The following is a 16,235-nucleotide window of genomic DNA, read 5'->3' on the forward strand; positions in this document are numbered from 1 at the left end:
GAGTCATGATCGGCCCCTTCATTCTTCCACCCGTACTTCGCGGAACATGCCCATTTCCATGTGGTACAGGAGATGGCAGTGATAGGCCCAGCGGCCGAGTGCGTCGGCGGTGACGCGATAGGTGCGGCGTGTGCCCGGGGGCATGTCGATGGTGTGTTTGCGCACCTGGAAGTCGCCATTTTCGTCTTCCAGGTCACTCCACATGCCGTGCAGATGGATCGGGTGGGTCATCATCGTGTCGTTGACCAGCACCAGACGAATGCGCTCGCCGTACTTGAGGCGCAGCGGCTCGGCATCGGAGAACTTGATGCCGTTGAACGACCAGGCGAATTTTTCCATGTGGCCGGTGAGGTGCAGCTCGAGGGTGCGGCCCGGGTCGCGGCCGTCCGGGTCTTCGAAGGTGCTGCGCAGGTCGGCGTAGGTCAGCACACGGCGACCGTTGTTGCGCAGGCCGAGGCCGGGGTCGTTGAGTTTCGGCGCGGTGGTCATGGCCTGCATGTCCACCAGCGGGTTGTTTTTTTCGCTGTCGGGATGCGCTTGCATCGGCCCCATGGCTGAGTGATCCATGGCGCTCATGTCCATCGATCCGTGATCCATCCCGCCCATGCCCATGTCGTCCATGGTGACCAATGGCCGTGGATCCAGCGATGGCACCGGGGCGGACAAGCCGGCGCGGGTCGCAAGAGTGCCTCGGGCGTAACCGGTGCGGTCCATGGCCTGGGCGAAGAGGGTGTAGGCCTCGGTTTCGGGCTCGACGATCACGTCGTAGGTTTCGGCCACGGCGATGCGCAACTCATCGACGCTGACCGGTTTGACATGCAAGCCGTCGGCGGCGACCACGGTCATCTTCAGCCCCGGAATGCGCACGTCGAAATAGCTCATGGCCGAGCCGTTGATCAGGCGCAAACGCAGTTTTTCGCCGGGGCGGAACAGCCCAGTCCAGTTTGTGTCGGGCGCGTGGCCGTTCATCAGGAAGGTGTAGGTGGCGCCACTGACGTCAGCGATGTCAGTGGGGTTCATGTTCATTTCTGCCCACATCTTGCGGTCGGCGACGGTGGCGTCCCAGCCTTTGGCGCTGACGTCGTTGATGAAGTCGCCGACGGTGCGTTTGTGGAAGTTGTAGTAGTCGGACTGTTTTTTCAGGGTCTTCATCAGGCTGGTCGGGGCTTCGTCGGTCCAGTCGCTGAGCATCACCACGTAGTCGCGGTCGTACTGGAACGGCTCCGGGTCTTTGGCGTCGATCACCAGCGGCCCATAGACGCCAGCCTGCTCCTGGAGCCCGGAATGGCTGTGGTACCAGTAGGTGCCGTTCTGTCGGACTTTGAATTGATAGACATACACGCCACCTGGCTCGATGCCATGAAAACTCAGGCCCGGCACGCCGTCCATGTTGGCCGGCAGCAGAATGCCGTGCCAGTGAATCGAGGTGCTGTCCTGGAGTCGGTTGCGCACCCGCAGCGTCACCGTGTCGCCCTCGCGCCAGCGCAGCAGCGGGCCGGGGAGGCTGCCGTTGATGGTCATCGCCGTGCGCGGTTGGCCGGTGAAGTTGACCGGGGTTTCGCCGATGAACAGCTCGAACTCGCTGCCGCTCAGTTCGTTGATTTGACCGGGACCGCTCAGCGCCCAGACCGGCGCACGCCACAGGCCGAGGCCACCGAGCAAACCACCGGCGGCCAGGCCTTTGACGAAGGTGCGTCTTGAGGTGTTGGAAGGCATGCGCGCTGAGTCCCCGTTTGATCCATGACAGAGAGGCTAACCAGCGCCAGCTTTCAGTAGGCTGAGGGGCAGATTACAGTTTTGACAGGTTCAGCATTGACCTAAAGCCCCAACCCCTCCTGAACCACCTGCAACAGGTTGTTCTCGGTCAACGCAATGGCATCCAGCTCCTGCCCGGTTTCAACGGTCTGCAGCCACCAGTGGCTTTCGTGGTGTTCATCGACGGTGCGCAACAGATAAGTGTTTCGCTCCGGCAGGGTGATTTGTACCCGTCCAGAACCATCTTCGGTAAACCGGGCGATGGGATCAAATGTCAGGGTTTGGTCATTCGCCTCGATCACCAGTTGGTCGATGGCGTAATCGTGGGATTCGCCATCCGGGGAGGTTTCGCAAATGTGCGTTGGATTGCGCCGAATCTTCAGGCCGACTTCGGTCACCGGTTGCAGCCACGCCTCGATGCGGTGGTACAGGTCGTAGACCTGCGCGGGCCAGCAATCGATCTCCAGTTCCGCGCAGGTGATGTCGGCTGCGTGGTTGTCCCGGGTTTGCTTGAGCTTCGCGGCGAGTTCGTCTGCTTTACTCATTTCGGTTCCCTGTATTTGATGGCTGCTTATTAATCGTAGACCTTTCAACGGGGTACAGCCTTGCCTTGCGTCATGCGCTTGCAACACTGGCGTGTCCAAATCAGCCCTGACCACGTCTGGTCAGGAACGAAAACCACGGACGCAGGCGTCCCAAGGAGCGGGTACATGAAAAAGCTGTTTACAATTTTGGCGGTGATTGCGCTGACGGCCGGTAGCATCGGTCTGAGTTCTGCGCGCCAATCCCAGTCCGGCAAGGTGCAGGCGGAATCGGTGGCGGGGGTATTCGACTACTACCTGTTGGCGCTGTCCTGGTCGCCGACGTTTTGCCTCACGCACAAGGATGATGTGCAGTGTTCCGGCAAGGGTTACGGCTTTGTCCTGCACGGTCTGTGGCCGCAATACGCCAAGGGCGGCTGGCCGGAGTCCTGCCCGCCACTGACCACGTTGTCGGCGGCGCAAAGCAACAAAGGCATGACGCTGTTCCCGACCAAGAAGTTGCTTGATCACGAATGGTCGAAACATGGCACGTGCAGTGGTCTCGGCGCGATGGGCTATCTGGATGCGGCGGATAAGGCTGTTGGCGCGGTAAAAATCCCGCAAGAGCTGCAACCGTTCAGCACCTCCTATTACTTTGAGGCGCAAGAAATCGCCGACTTGTTCCGCAAAGCTAACCCGGGGATTCCGGCGGATGGCATCGCGGTGATTTGCAGCGGCCCGGAATTGTCCGAGGTGCGCGTGTGCATGGGTAAAGACTTGCAGCCTGGCGCTTGTGGCAAGGGTGTGAAAACTCAGTGCAGGGCGGGGGATATTCGCGTGCCGCCGTCGCGGTGATCGACTGAGGGCATTAAGGTTTTAACAAGTCAGGCGTCCCGTTGGACGCCTTTTTTGCACCTGTTGCACTTGTCCCCGACTCCTCGGCGCAGCGCACTACGACGGTTGGTACTTCACAACGAATTAACCGGAAAGAAGACATCGAAAATAAATCTTCGAACGGCGATCATCCAAATCCACCGCGCGCCGATACAACGGGGCGAGAGCGGGGTGTTTGCCCCCTGCATCCGTGTGAACTACGCTCACAAAACATAAGGGTTTCGGGCTTGCGCCCCTGTCGTACCTGCCCAGGACATGCTTTTGCCTATCCCCATTCACGATCTGCAACAGGCCCCCGGCGCGCTTAAACGCCTGCCGCTGCGTAAAGCGGCAGCGTTGTTTGTCGTTGCGGTGAGCTTGTGCCTGTTTGGTTTGCTGTACCTGCAACTGGAGCAGTCGCGGCGTCAGGATCTGGCGGTGGCGCAAATGGCCTCGAGCAACCTGACCCGGGCGATGGCGCAGCAGGCAGAAGACACGTTTCTCGCGGCGGATCTGGTGATGACCAGCCTGGTCGACTGGATTCAGGATGATGGTTACGGCGCGGCGCAGAGGCCACGCCTGCAAAGAACTTTCGCCCGCCGGGTGCAGCAACTAAGTCAGTTACACGGCATGTTCCTGTTCGACCAGCAGGGACAGTGGGTGCTTACCTCTTTCAACGATCTGCCCCATGACATCAACGTGGCTGACCGTGAGTACTTCAAGTTCCATCAGCAGAACGCCTCGACCGTGGCGCACATCGGCCCGGCGATTCGCAACCGCGAGGATGGTGAGTGGATCATCCCGATCTCCAAGCGCGTCAACGACCGCGCCGGCAATTTTCAGGGTGTGTTGCTGGCCGGAATCAAGATGGCGTACTTCGACCAATTCTTCAAAAGCTTCAGCCTCGACGACAACGGCATCATGTTCCTCGGCCTGACTGACGGCACCTTGCTCGCTCGTCGTCCGTTCGACGAATCGCTGATCGGTACGTCACTGGCCCAGGGCGAGATCTATCAAAAGCTGTTGCCCAACGCCGCGGCCGGTACGGCGATGATCAATTCGGTGGTCGACGGCGTCACCCGTTTGTACGGCTATCGGCAACTGGCGTCGTATCCGTTGGTGGTGTCTGCCGCGACCTCGCGGGACACAATCCTCAAGGGTTGGTATGAACGTGCGTTCCAGTCCAGCGTGATCGTGGCGCTGGTGATCCTGGGCATTGGGCTGTTTGGCTGGGTGTTCATCCATCAGGTGCGCGACGGTGAGCGGATCGAGAAGAACCTGCGCAAGGCACAGCGCTCGCTGGAGCAGATCGCCACCCACGACAGCCTCACCGGACTGGCTAACCGGCGACTGTTTGAACGGTCACTTGAAATCGAGTTTGCCCGGGGTGCGCGGCAGGTCAGCCCGGTCAGCCTGATCATGCTCGATATCGATTTTTTCAAGCGTTACAACGACGCCTATGGGCATGTGGCCGGCGATCATTGTCTGACGCAAGTGGCGCAGGTGTTGAAGAATTGCTGCCAGCGCAAGTCGGATCTGGCAGTGCGCTACGGGGGCGAGGAGTTCGCGGTGCTGTTGCCCGATACCGACATCAACGGCGCATTGGCGATTGCCGGGCAGATTCGCCGCAGCGTGATCGACAAACGCATTACCCACAGTGGATCACCCACCGAATATCTCACCGTGAGTCTGGGCTGTTATTCATTTATTCCCAATGGCAATGACAGCCCGGAAGTGTTTATCCAGCGGGCGGATGCGGCGCTCTATCAGGCGAAAAATGCCGGGCGCAATCGGGCGGCGGTGCTGTCGCCGGAGGACGGTTTAGCGGAACTCATGCGCTCCGATCGCTAAAACCAAACCTGTGGGAGCGAGCCTGCTCGCGAAAGCGTTGTGTCAGACAAAAATGTTTGTACTGATTCACAGCATTCGCGAGCAGGCTCGCTCCCACATTGGTATTGCGGTTTACCAAGGGTGGCTCTTGTTCGTTCAGCCGCCCGTGCCACCGCCTGCGCCGCCCGTCCCGCCGCCGGCCGAACCCGTGCCGCCATCGGCACCCGAGCCCGAACCACTGGCGCCGCCATTGGTGCCGGTACCGGAACCGGCGCCATTGGAACCGCTACCGCCAGAAGGCGCGCCCGGCGTGTTGTCTGGCGGCATGGTCGAGCCGCTGGTGGCGCCGGATTTGGTGCCGGTAGCATCAGCGCCATCGTTGGCCGCGAAGCTGGCGGCCGAAGCCGTGGCCAGCAGGCCGGCGAGCAATAACGAGGTGAATTTGCGCGTCATCATGGTAGGTCTCCAAAAAGGGGATTTACCTGATATTGGTCTGACGCGCCGAACGCTTGGTGCCGGTAGAGTGACGAGCGGTCAATCAAGTGGCCTCCTGATCTTCGCGAATATTGGCTATTTGTCGAACCACGCGCCGGGACTAACGTAGCCACACATTCACTCGCCCCGGCCCCCCTCATGAAACCTCGTACCGATTTCTACACCGCTTCCCCCGACGCTCTGAAAGCGATGATCGCCCTGGAAACGGCCGTCTCCAAACTGCCGCTGGAAAAAAACCTGATCGAACTGGTCAAGCTGCGCGCCTCGCAAATCAACGGCTGCGCGTTCTGCATCGACATGCACACCGCTGATGCGATCAAGGGCGGTGAAACGCCACGTCGTCTGTTCGCCGTGACCGCATGGCGTGAAGCGCCGTTCTTCAGCGACCGTGAACGCGCCGCGCTGCTGTGGACCGAATCGCTGACCCAGCTGAGCCTGACCCACGCGCCGGACGAAGACTACGACGTCGTTGCCGCGCAGTTTTCGCCGAAGGAAATGGTCGATCTGAGCGTCGCGATCAATACCATCAACAGCTGGAACCGCTTGGCGGTAGGCTTCCGTAAAACTCCTCAGGCCTGAAACCACTCCACCATCCCCTGGAAGAGTGCGTCTGTCGTCAAATGCTTATTTGAGCCACTGACCGGGTGTGCTGCCGGTCATGGCTTTGAAGAACGCGATGAACGCGCTGTCACTGGCGAAGCCCAATTCGAAGCTGCAATAACTGAGGCTGCGTCCGGTGGCGAGCAACTCCATGGCGCGCATCAACCGCCATTGCTGGCGCCACTGCTGATAACTCATGCCGGTTTCGCGCTGGAAGATTCGGCCGATGGTGCGGCTGCTGGCGCCGATCTGGCGTTCCAGCACTTGCAGTTCCGGCGGCAATCGTTCCGGGGTTGCGAGCAGTGGCAGCAAACGCTTGTCCCGTGGCAAGGGCAACAACATCGGTTGTTGCGCCGCCTCGACAATTTCGCTCAGGCACAAACCCAGTAAATGGGCGAATTTGCCCTGTTGCCAATCAGTGTCGAAATCCGCCGTAGCCATGGGCTCCAGCACGGCGCGCAGCAGAGGGCTGACCTCGATGACGCAAACTTGTTGCGGCAGCTCGCGGCACAATTCAGGGACCAGGTAAATGGAGCGGTAATCAACGCTTTGCTGCATCTGTGCCCGATGGCTCACACCCGCCGGAATCCACGCCGCTCGCGACGGTGGCAGCAGACACAATTGCTGCGCGAGGGTGATGCGCGTGCAGCCCTGTCGGGTGTAGAGCAGTTGCCCGTGCAGGTGCTAATGTTGGCCGGAATCGTGATCACCCAGTATTGCTGCGATGCCGATCACCGGCGCCGAGTAACAGTCCGCATCAAAGAGTGTGTGGGCGTCAATCCAAGTCATGGGTTGTCCGATTTGCGCGATAAATTGGCAGGATTCGGATAATACGCCAATCAGCAGTTCTTAAACTCCTCTGCGGTTTACTTGAGGAGTCATAAACAATGAACAACAAAAATCTGTTGCCGCTGGCGATTGCGTTGCTGATGTTTCCGCAGATTGCGCAGACCCTGTACAGCCCGGCGCTGGGGGATATCGGCAGGGTATTTAAAGTCAGCCCCGAGGCGGCAGCGCAGACCTTGTCGGTTTACTTCTTGGCCTTTGCCGTGGGCGTGGTGGTGTGGGGGCGATTGTGTGATCGCATCGGCCGGCGTCCGGTCATGCTTATGGGATTGGCGATCTACGCGGTCGCCATGGTTATCGCCTTGCGAGTCAGCAGTTTCAACGGTCTATTGCTGGCGCAGGGGGTGGCAGCATTTGGTGCGGCGGTGGGCTCGGTGGTCACGCAGACTTTGCTGCGCGACCGTTTCAAAGGGGCAGAAGCGCAGGTTTTTTCCCTGGTGGGCATCGCGTTGGCGGCAAGTCCTGCAATCGGTCTGTTCAGCGGCGCTAGCCTGGTCGAGGCATTCGGCTATCGCGGCGTATTGACTGCACTGGTTTTGCTGGCCGCGACGCTGTGGCTTTGGAGTTGCTACGCCTTGCCGGAAACCCGTCCTGAGCAAACACCCCATGTCGACCTGTGGGAAACCCTCGCACGCATGTTGCGCGACTTGGGCATCTGGCGCTCGGCGTTATGGATTGCTGCGTTCAATGTGGCGCTGTTCAGTTATTACAGCCTTGGCCCGTTCATTTTTCAGCGCCTGAACCTGGACGCAACATGGTTCGGCTACAGCGGCGTGATCCTCGCGCTGGGCTCAGGTTTTGGCGCATGGGCCAACAAGCGTTTATTGCAGGCAGGGTTTGCCGCGATGCAGTTGATCCGGCTCGCCGCCATCACCGGTTTGCTCGGTGGCGTTGGCGTCTGGTGGCTGCAGGAGAGTGGCGCGTTTGTGCTGCCGATGTTGCTGATTGTGCTGGCGTTTGGCATGGCGATTCCCAATATTCTCGGCATGGCGCTGGTTGATTATTCGGATCGTCTCGGCACTGCCGGAGCGTTATTGGGGCTGATTTATTACCTGCTGATTGGCGCGGGCATGATGCTCGCTGGGTGGTCTCAGGCCCTCGGGGAAACCCTGATAGTGTGCAGTGCCGTGGCATTGCTGCTGACAATAAGAGCAACAAAAGCAATTGTTTAAGAAATGTAAGCGCTGTAGGAAGCGTCTTGCATTTGTGTAGGAGGGCTCCGACTATCACGATCATTGATAGTGTGGCATTACGCCATTTGATGATTGCAAGGATGTTGCGTGCCGTATTCGCTTCAAGCTGTGTTTCGTCGTTGTGCCACGCGTTGCCCGCTGTTGTCGGCCTTTGTGTTGAGTGTGTGTGCCTCATCGCTTGAAGCGGCCGAACCTGTCGCGCCGGGCCAGGAAGTGCTGCGCCAGCAGCAACAGCAACAGCGCGATCTGCAACAACTTCAGCTTGAGCAAAGAAAGCGCCAACTGGAGCGCGGCGCGTTCGGCCCGGCAGCGGTCACTCCGGCGATTCCCCAGACCGTAACCCCCGATGAGCGTTGCTGGCCGTTAAGCGGCACGCGCATCGGCGGCGTCACGTTGATCGACAGCAGCAAACTCAACGCCCGGATCAAACCGCTGCTGGCACCGTGCATGGGCGTCGGCCAGATCAATCATCTGCTGGCGACCATCACCGCGATCTATGTCGAGAAGGGCTACATCGCCAGCCGCCCGTACCTGAGCAGCGCACCGGCGGCGGGGCAGTCGCTCGATGTCATGGTCGACGAAGGCTATATCGAGTCCATCGAACTGGCCGATCAGAGCCTGCCGGTTTCCCTCGGCGGCGCCTTCCCGGGGATGCTCGGTGGGCCGCTGAACCTGCGTGACCTGGAGCAAGGTCTGGATCAGTTGAACCGCTTGCGCTCTGTTGACCTGACCGCCGATATCGCCCCCGGCAGCCAGCCCGGCGCCTCAAGAATCATCCTGCGTTCGCGCACCTCCGGGCAGTCACGCTGGGCCTTGAATGCGGGAATCGACAACCTCGGCAGTGCCAGCACCGGGCGCGACCGCGACACGCTCAGCCTGAGTCTCGACAGCCCGCTGGAGCTCAACGACCTGTTAAGTCTCAGTGCCAGCGACACGCTCAATCAGGGCGATCGCTATAACCGCAACGCCAGCCTGTATTACGCGATTCCCTACGGCTACTGGACCTACAGCGCATTCGCCAGCCACGCCGAATATCGCGCACCGTTCAAATTGCCCAGCACCACTTTTCACAGCACCGGCATCACCGATCAAGTGAGCCTGCGCGCCGACCGCGTGCTTTGGCGCGACCAGAGCCGCCAGCTCAGCGCCAACCTGCAACTGGCGCACAAGGACGTCGACAGCTATCTGGAAAATGTGCGCCTGGGGATTCAGAGCCCGACCCTGACCGTGGCCGAAGCCGGACTCAATCTGTTCTGGCTCGACCGCGCGGTGTGGAACCTCGATGTCAATTACGCCCAGGGCCTGCGCTGGTTTGGCGCCGATGATGATTCACAGCATCCAGTCAAAAACCTGCCCAAGGCGCAATTCCACAAGTACCGCGCCGGCCTTAGCCAATGGCGCAACGGTCAGCTCGGCGCGCAAGCCTGGCAGTGGCAGAGCCAGCTCAATTTGCAGTACAGCCCCGATCCGCTGCCGGCCATCGAACAACTGCTCGGCACCGATGATTCGGCGGTGCGCGGTTATCGGGTCAGCAGTGCGTCCGGTGCCAGCGGCGCGTTCTGGCGCAACACCTTGCGCCTGCCGCTGCGCAGTGAATGGCCGATGCAGATCACCCCGCGCGTCGGTCTCGACCACGGCTGGATCAAGGCCGATCACGGTGCCCAGGGCCAACGCCTGAGCGGCGCCAGTGTCGGGCTGAATCTGGGCTGGAAAAACCTGCAAGTGGACGTCGATTACCAACGCGCCCTCAACACGCCCAACGGTCTGCAGCATGAGCCGCAGACCTGGCTGATGCGGGTCGGCTTACAAATATGAGCGCTACATAAACAAAGAATGCAGTGAACGAACAGCCGTCGGATCTGAGCGCGACAGCCACGGCCAGGAAAAATCGCGCGACGTGATGCCGTACTCACATGGAGACGTTTTTATGCCAGCACACACCTTTGCATTTCATCTTTCCCCACGGGGCAAATTGCGCTGGGCAATCGCCAGCCTGTTCTTCGCCGTGCACCTGCCCAGCGCTCTTGCCGGTGGTGTCGTCGTCGCACCGGGCCCAGGCGGCACCGCGCAACTGCAAACCCAGGGCGGTGTGCCCATCGTCAACATCGTCGCGCCCAACGGCTCGGGCCTGTCGCATAACCAGTTCCTCGACTACAACGTCGACCGTCAGGGACTGGTGCTGAACAACGCCTTGCAGGCGGGACAATCGCAGCTCGCCGGGCAACTGGCGGCCAACCCGCAATTGCAAGGGCAAGCCGCGAGCGTGATCCTCAACGAAGTGATCAGTCGCAACCCGTCGGCGATCAACGGCGCGCAGGAAATCTTCGGGCGCGCCGCCGATTACGTATTGGCCAACCCCAACGGTATCTCGATCAACGGCGGCAGTTTCATCAACACGCCGAACGCCAATCTGGTGGTTGGTCGCCCTGAATTGAACGACGGCAAACTGCAATCGCTCAACACCCGCGACGCCAGCGGTCAGTTGCAGATTCAGAGCGGCGGCCTGCGTAACGCCGAGGGCTCGATCAACCTGATCGCCCCGCGTATCGACAGTCAGGGCGCGCTCACTGCCCGTGATCAACTCAACCTCACGGTCGGACGCAATCAGGTGGATTACGCCAGCGGCCAGGTGAAAACCGTGGACCCGGCAGGCAGCACCGCTGATCAGCGCATCGACGCCAGCCTGTTCGGCGCGATGCAGGCCGGTCGCATCAACATCGTCAGTACCGCCGAAGGTGCCGGCGTGCGGGTCGGTGCGGTGCAGGTGGCCGGGCGTGACGGGGTGCAGATTCGTTCGGCCGGTGACCTCAGTGTCAGCGGTGAGGCCGTGACCAACAGCCTCGATGTGACCCGCGCGGGTATTTGCAGCAGTCAGGGCGATGTCGGCCTGCACAGTGGTAAAGACCTGACCCTGGCCGCGACCGATGTCAGCGGCCGTGATGTGACTGTCGACGCCAAACGCAACCTGACCCTGAGCACCGTGGAAAGCCGCAAACTCCAGGAAAAGCGCGAAAACTGGAACAACAGCACCATCGGCATCACCTGGGAAACCTACGACCGCACCCAGACCGACAGCGAAACGCGTCAGCACGGCAGCCAAATCGTTGCCAGCCGTGACGTGAAACTGTCCTCCGGCAAAGACACCGAACTGAACGCGGCCAAGGTCGAAGCGGCGAAGAATCTGGATGTGAAAAGCGGCGGCGATCTGCGCCTGACCGCCGCCACCGAAAGCCACACCCAGACCGATCAGGGCAACCACCGCAAGCACCTGTGGAAAGCCAATTGGAACACCAGTAGCGAAGAGCAGCGCAGCGTCACCACCCAGTTGAAGGCTGGCAACATCGCCCTGCAAACCGCTGCATTGTTGCGCTCCGAAGGCGCCGAACTGGACAGCACGGGCGACCTGGAACTGGCCGGTAAACAAGTGGAAATCGCTACCGCTACACGCAGCAATCGCAGCAGCGACAATAGCTACTCCGGCGATCTGGTCGGCGGTGGCTTCTTCGGCAAGACCGGCGATGCCGACAAGGGCCAGAGCCAGCATCAGGGCAGCAAAATCAACGCCGCCGGCAAGCTGGTCGTCAAGGCTGACGACGTGCGTATCAGCGGCAGTCAGGTGCGTGGCGGCACCGACGCGAGCGTGATCAGTGACAAGGGTTCGCTGATTATCGACGGCGTCCAAGACACCTCGCATAGCAACAATCACGACAAGGACAGCAAGTTCTTCGGCATCACCAAAAACGAGTCGCGCCAGAATGCCAAGGACAGCACCACGGTACGCAGCGAACTGGTGTCTGACAGCAACCTCAAGCTCAAGAGTGCCAAGGACATCGAAGTCGCTGGTTCGACGGTGAAGGCGGGCGGCGCGCTGACGGCGGACGCGGCGGGGGATGTGAATGTGCATTCCGCGCAGAACACTCACGACAGCAGCACCACCACTGAAACCCGTGGCTTCGACGCTTATGCGAAAGAGCAAACGCCGGAGCAGTATCGCGCCGGGATTCATTACGAAGACAAGCAGCAAACGGTGACCAGCAACGACGTCACCCAGCAAGGTTCCAGCCTTAGCGGCGGCAGCGTGCAGGTGAAGGCTGGCGGCGACCTGACGATCAAGGGCAGCGAGGTGAAATCCACTGCGGGCGATACCCGCCTGAGCGGCCAAAACGTGTCGTTGCTGGCCGAAGAAGACAGCCACAAAACCTCCACCGACAAGAGCAGCACCGGCGGCGGTTTCTACTACACCGGCGGCCTCGACCGCGCCGGCAATGGCGTCGATTTCGCCCACAGCACGTCGCAAGACACCACGAGCAAAACCACTGCGCAAACCAGCAGCGTGCAGAGCAGCGGCGGTTTGACGATCAATGCCGACAAGCTCGCCACCGAAGGTGCTCAGGTGAAGGCCGGTAATGGTCTGAACATCGCGGCCAACGAAGTCGACAACCGCGCGGCCAGCAATAACGAAAGCAGCACCCACACCGAGAGCAATTGGTCGGCGGATATCGGCGCCAACGTCGAGTACAAAGACATCGCCCGGCCAATAGCCGGTGCGGTCAAGGATGTGCTGAACGGCAAGGTGCCGGACAAGGACGCGCTGGCCAATCTCGGCCAGCCGAATGTCGGCATTGATGTCGCGGTCGGTCACGGCAGCGCCAATAAAACCGAGCAAAGCAGCAACGCTGTAGTCAGCCGCTTCGACGCTGGCAACGTCGACGTGAAAGTCGCTGGCACGCTGCACGACCAAGGCACCCAGTACAGCGCCGGCGCAGGCAAAGTGAACATCAGCGCCGACAAACTCGTCGCCGATGCCGCGAGCAACACCCACAGCAGTACGGATAATGCGGTAGATGCCAAGGTGGATGTGCGCGTCTACACCAAAACCGGTGAGGACGTGAATGTCGCCGGCAGCGGCGCGGGCGGCAGCAGCCAATCGAGCAAGGACAGCTCCAGCGCAGTGGTCGGCGGTTATGCCGGCAGCCAGGGTGTGAACATCAAAACCGCAGGCGATGCCCAGTTCGAAGGCAGCCGTATCGACGGCGGGCAGGGCAACGTGAGCATCAAGACCGGCGGCGATCTGGCGCTCAATCAGGCCACCGACCACCAGAGCAGCAGCGACACCAGCCTGCGCGGTAATGGTTCGCTGACGGTCGGCACCTTGCCGGGTACCGACGGCACCAACGTTGACCTCGGCGCCGGGTTCCAGCTCGATCACAGCGGCAAGCAGACCTCTGATACTCAGGCCCATGTGGCGAGCATCAGCGGCAACGGCGTGCAACTGAACAGCGGCGGCGATCAGGTCCAGCAAGGTACGAAAATCGACAGCGCGGGCGCCATCGATCTGAAGGCTGACGGCAAGCTCGATCTGCAAGCGGCCGCCGACACCCACAGCGCTACCGGCAGCAATCTCGGTGGTGGTTTGAAGGGCGGTGGCAGCAAAACCAGCAGCGAGAAGAGCCGTGATCAGGGTGGCAATCTTAGCGGCAACTTCAACATCGGTCGGGTCAACGAGAGCTCGCAGACCCTGACCGGTGGCCAACTCAACAGCCAGAGCGGTATCGCCCTGAGCGGTGACTCGGTTCACTTGCAAGGCACACAGGTCACGGCGCCAAACGTCAGCATTGATGCGCAGAAGGGCGGTTATGTGCAGGAGTCGGCGCAGTCCACTGAAAGCCGTAACAACTGGAACGTCGCACTGAATGCCGGCGGCAACCTGAGCAGCAAAACGCCTACGGCCGCCGAAGAGAAGGCCAGTAGCGATCACGGCTTCAATGCCGGCGCCAAAGTGGGCGTGGATTACCTGCAAGGCACCTCGCAGCAGAACAGCCAGATCAAGGCTGACACGGTGCTGCTGAACAGCGCGGGTGATGCAGAACTGGCGGGTGCGCGGATTGATGCGAAGTCCGTCAGCGGCAAGGTCGCGGGTGATCTGACAGTCGAGAGTCGTCAGGACTCAAAGACTCAAGCCAAAGTTGATGTCGATCTTGCCCTGACCGCGAAAAAGAATCCGCCAAGCGACAAGGAAAAACTCGCGGGTACTGACTACAAGCCAACGCTGAAAGCGCAGGGCGAATACGCGCACAAGGACAGCGTGACCCAGGCTTCCGGCATCAGTGGCAGCCAAGGTGTGAGCTTGAATGTTGACGGCGCCACACAACTGACCGGCGCGCGGATCTCGGCGAGTGAAGGCAAGGTCGATCTGGGTGGTTCGAAGGTCAGCAGCACTGACCTGAGCAATCTCGATTACGGGGTTAAAGCCGGACTGGATCTGCCGCAGAAGCAGGAAGAAAACGCAGCGAAGGTTTCCTTTGAAGACGGCAACCTGAAAGTCGGCCCGGTCACCCTGAGCGGCCACTTGGACGGCCAGCCACTGCAAGCCGGGATCGACAACAAAGACTAACCGGCCCGCCCCTGTAGGAGCTGCCGCAGGCTGCGATCTCTCACTTTGATCTTCCAAAAAAAGATCAAGAGATCGCAGCCTGCGGCAGCTCTTACAGGGAAATTTTGCAGATGATCAGAATGATTTGCCGGGCTTAATAGGAAGCATTACTATTCACGCCCCTTTCCTCACCACGCCGCCCATACCCCCATGCGTCCCCGCAGACCCGGCTTTTTCGAGCATTACGAAGAGTTGATCGGCACCTGGACTCGTCGCCTGCGCAATCGCGCGCAGGCCGAGGATCTGGCGCACGACACCTTTGTGCGGGTGCTTGAGTCCGATTCGGCGGCGGTGCAGCAACCCCGGGCGTATCTGCATCAGACCGCGCGCAATATCGAGGTGGATGGGTATCGGCGTGAGGATCGGCGCGGCGCCATGGAGTCAGAGGCGATCGATCACAGTGTGTCGTCGTTCGGCGACCCGGAGCATTACATGCATGCGATCCAGTTGGCCGACTCCATCGAACGGGCGCTCACTGAGTTGCCGGTCAATTGCCGCAAGATTTTTGTCTGGCAAAAGATCGAAGGGTTGACCCAGGCGGAAATCGCCGAACGCCTGGGTCTGTCCAAGAACATGGTCGAAAAGTATATGATCCGCACCCTGCGGCACCTGCGTGATCGCCTCGACGGGTTGCAGTCATGAGCGGCCGCCGCTTTTCATCCCCAGCCCCACAGGACATTCCATGATGGATTCTCGTGATTGCGCGTGCGGGCAAACGACGGTGCGCGATGACGCGGCTCGCTGGTTTGTACGTTTGCAGGAGCCGGCCATCAGTGCCGACGAGCAGCAGCGCTTTGACGCCTGGCTGAACGAACATCCGCAGCACCGTGACGAATTTCAGTTGCTGCAGGGTTTGTGGACGGCGGCGGATCTGCTGCCCGCGCCACGTCTCAAAGCCCTTGTTGAAACCACGCCTGCGCGCCGCGAACGGCGCCCGTTGCTGCGTTATGCGGTGGCGGCCAGTGTGCTGGCGGTGGCGCTTGGACTCGGGCTGTTCAGCGGTTTGAATCACCCGGGGGGTTACAGCGCCGAGTTTTCTACCGCCCTCGGCGAACGCAAACATGTGGCTTTGCCGGACGGCTCGGTGATCGATCTGAACAGTCGCAGCCGCTTGCAGGTGCGCTATGAAAAGGACCGCCGCGTTATTGAGTTGAGCGAAGGCGAAGCGATGTTCAGTGTTGAGCACGACAGAGCCCGGCCGTTCGTGGTCGAGGCCGGTAGTGGCAAGGTGACGGTCACTGGCACTCGTTTCGATGTGCGCCGTGATGTGTCGCAGACCCGTGTCGCGGTGGAGCAGGGCACGGTGAAAGTGCAGGGGCATGATGCGCCCGAAAACGAGTTCATCAACCTAACCGCAGGCTTGGGCACTTATGTCGATGGGCAAGGCAAAGTCGCGGCGGCCTACGCGGTCAACCCGGCGGAACTGACGGCGTGGCGCAGCGGCAAACTGGTGTTCAACAACGCCAGCCTCAGTGAGGTTGCTGCTGAAGTGTCGCGTTATCGCGACAAGCCGCTGACGGTCGCCAACCCGGCCGTGGCCAGTCTGCGGCTGACCAGCGTATTCAAATCCGACAACACCGACGCCTTGCTCAAAGCCTTGCCGAGCATCCTGCCGGTGGCCGTTCGCACCCTCGCCGATGGCAGTCAGGAAATAATTTCAAAATAGCATTCAGGTTTTTTTCGAGTTCA

Annotated in this window: 11 protein-coding genes and 1 pseudogene; 8 read left to right on the forward strand and 4 right to left on the reverse strand. The window is 60.6% G+C overall.

The window, feature by feature from the left end; translation table 11 throughout:
* Nucleotides 1–18: 18 nt before the first annotated feature.
* Together IAI51_RS05610 and IAI51_RS05615 are read right to left on the reverse strand one after the other, a co-directional pair.
* Nucleotides 19–1,716 carry a copper resistance system multicopper oxidase gene (locus IAI51_RS05610; protein WP_187677575.1) on the reverse strand — a complete coding sequence of 566 codons (1,698 nt, stop codon included), beginning with the start codon at nucleotides 1,714–1,716 and terminating at the stop codon, nucleotides 19–21.
* Nucleotides 1,717–1,817: 101 nt separating this feature from the next.
* The gene (locus tag IAI51_RS05615) at nucleotides 1,818–2,300 is read right to left on the reverse strand and encodes a hypothetical protein (RefSeq protein ID WP_187677576.1); all 483 of its coding nucleotides are present in this window, start codon (nucleotides 2,298–2,300) and stop codon (nucleotides 1,818–1,820) included.
* 165 nt (nucleotides 2,301–2,465) lie between these two features.
* Here IAI51_RS05615 and IAI51_RS05620 point away from each other — a divergent pair, with 165 nt between their 5' ends.
* On the forward strand, nucleotides 2,466–3,131 hold the full coding sequence (locus IAI51_RS05620; protein ID WP_187677577.1) for a ribonuclease T2: 666 nt from the start codon (nucleotides 2,466–2,468) through the stop codon (nucleotides 3,129–3,131).
* Between the two features lie 300 nt (nucleotides 3,132–3,431).
* On the forward strand, nucleotides 3,432–5,000 hold the full coding sequence (locus IAI51_RS05625) for a sensor domain-containing diguanylate cyclase (RefSeq protein WP_187677578.1): 1,569 nt from the start codon (nucleotides 3,432–3,434) through the stop codon (nucleotides 4,998–5,000).
* Nucleotides 5,001–5,135: 135 nt separating this feature from the next.
* On the opposite strand, the gene IAI51_RS05630 is transcribed toward IAI51_RS05625, so the two are convergent.
* Nucleotides 5,136–5,435: a hypothetical protein gene (locus IAI51_RS05630; protein ID WP_187677579.1), complete on the reverse strand. Its 300-nt coding sequence runs from the start codon at nucleotides 5,433–5,435 to the stop codon at nucleotides 5,136–5,138.
* A 177-nt stretch (nucleotides 5,436–5,612) separates the two neighbouring features.
* On the opposite strand from IAI51_RS05630, the gene IAI51_RS05635 reads away from it, so the two are divergent.
* On the forward strand, nucleotides 5,613–6,053 hold the full coding sequence (locus IAI51_RS05635) for a carboxymuconolactone decarboxylase family protein (protein WP_187677580.1): 441 nt from the start codon (nucleotides 5,613–5,615) through the stop codon (nucleotides 6,051–6,053).
* 45 nt (nucleotides 6,054–6,098) lie between these two features.
* Here the strand turns inward: IAI51_RS05635 and IAI51_RS05640 are convergent.
* Nucleotides 6,099–6,863, reverse strand: a pseudogene (locus IAI51_RS05640) (AraC family transcriptional regulator).
* A 98-nt stretch (nucleotides 6,864–6,961) separates the two neighbouring features.
* Here IAI51_RS05640 and IAI51_RS05645 point away from each other — a divergent pair.
* The 5 genes from IAI51_RS05645 to IAI51_RS05665 all read left to right on the forward strand — a co-directional run bounded on the left by IAI51_RS05645 (nucleotide 6,962) and on the right by IAI51_RS05665 (nucleotide 16,212).
* Entirely contained in the window at nucleotides 6,962–8,092 is a 1,131-nt protein-coding gene (locus IAI51_RS05645) for an MFS transporter (protein WP_187677581.1), read from the forward strand.
* A gap of 108 nt (nucleotides 8,093–8,200) precedes the next feature.
* Nucleotides 8,201–9,928 (forward strand): ShlB/FhaC/HecB family hemolysin secretion/activation protein, encoded by a 1,728-nt coding sequence (locus IAI51_RS05650; protein WP_187677582.1) that lies wholly within the window; start codon nucleotides 8,201–8,203, stop codon nucleotides 9,926–9,928.
* Between the two features lie 112 nt (nucleotides 9,929–10,040).
* Entirely contained in the window at nucleotides 10,041–14,507 is a 4,467-nt protein-coding gene (locus IAI51_RS05655; protein WP_187677583.1) for a hemagglutinin repeat-containing protein, read from the forward strand.
* Nucleotides 14,508–14,696: 189 nt separating this feature from the next.
* Nucleotides 14,697–15,188, forward strand: a complete 492-nt coding sequence (locus IAI51_RS05660; protein ID WP_187677584.1) for a sigma-70 family RNA polymerase sigma factor — start codon at nucleotides 14,697–14,699, stop codon at nucleotides 15,186–15,188.
* Nucleotides 15,189–15,228: 40 nt separating this feature from the next.
* On the forward strand, nucleotides 15,229–16,212 hold the full coding sequence (locus IAI51_RS05665) for a FecR family protein (protein ID WP_187677585.1): 984 nt from the start codon (nucleotides 15,229–15,231) through the stop codon (nucleotides 16,210–16,212).
* Nucleotides 16,213–16,235 lie beyond the last annotated feature (23 nt).

Source organism: Pseudomonas sp. N40(2020), assembly GCF_014472415.1.
Classification (GTDB): domain Bacteria; phylum Pseudomonadota; class Gammaproteobacteria; order Pseudomonadales; family Pseudomonadaceae; genus Aquipseudomonas.

Bases quoted from the DNA above. Each gene is read 5' to 3' on its own strand.
- IAI51_RS05610 (WP_187677575.1), bottom strand. From the start codon at position 1,716: ATGCCTTCCAACACCTCAAGACGCACCTTCGTCAAAGGCCTGGCCGCC.
- IAI51_RS05615 (WP_187677576.1), bottom strand. From the start codon at position 2,300: ATGAGTAAAGCAGACGAACTCGCCGCGAAGCTCAAGCAAACCCGGGAC.
- IAI51_RS05620 (WP_187677577.1), top strand. From the start codon at position 2,466: ATGAAAAAGCTGTTTACAATTTTGGCGGTGATTGCGCTGACGGCCGGT.
- IAI51_RS05630 (WP_187677579.1), bottom strand. From the start codon at position 5,435: ATGATGACGCGCAAATTCACCTCGTTATTGCTCGCCGGCCTGCTGGCC.
- IAI51_RS05635 (WP_187677580.1), top strand. From the start codon at position 5,613: ATGAAACCTCGTACCGATTTCTACACCGCTTCCCCCGACGCTCTGAAA.
- IAI51_RS05645 (WP_187677581.1), top strand. From the start codon at position 6,962: ATGAACAACAAAAATCTGTTGCCGCTGGCGATTGCGTTGCTGATGTTT.
- IAI51_RS05655 (WP_187677583.1), top strand. From the start codon at position 10,041: ATGCCAGCACACACCTTTGCATTTCATCTTTCCCCACGGGGCAAATTG.
- IAI51_RS05660 (WP_187677584.1), top strand. From the start codon at position 14,697: ATGCGTCCCCGCAGACCCGGCTTTTTCGAGCATTACGAAGAGTTGATC.
- IAI51_RS05665 (WP_187677585.1), top strand. From the start codon at position 15,229: ATGATGGATTCTCGTGATTGCGCGTGCGGGCAAACGACGGTGCGCGAT.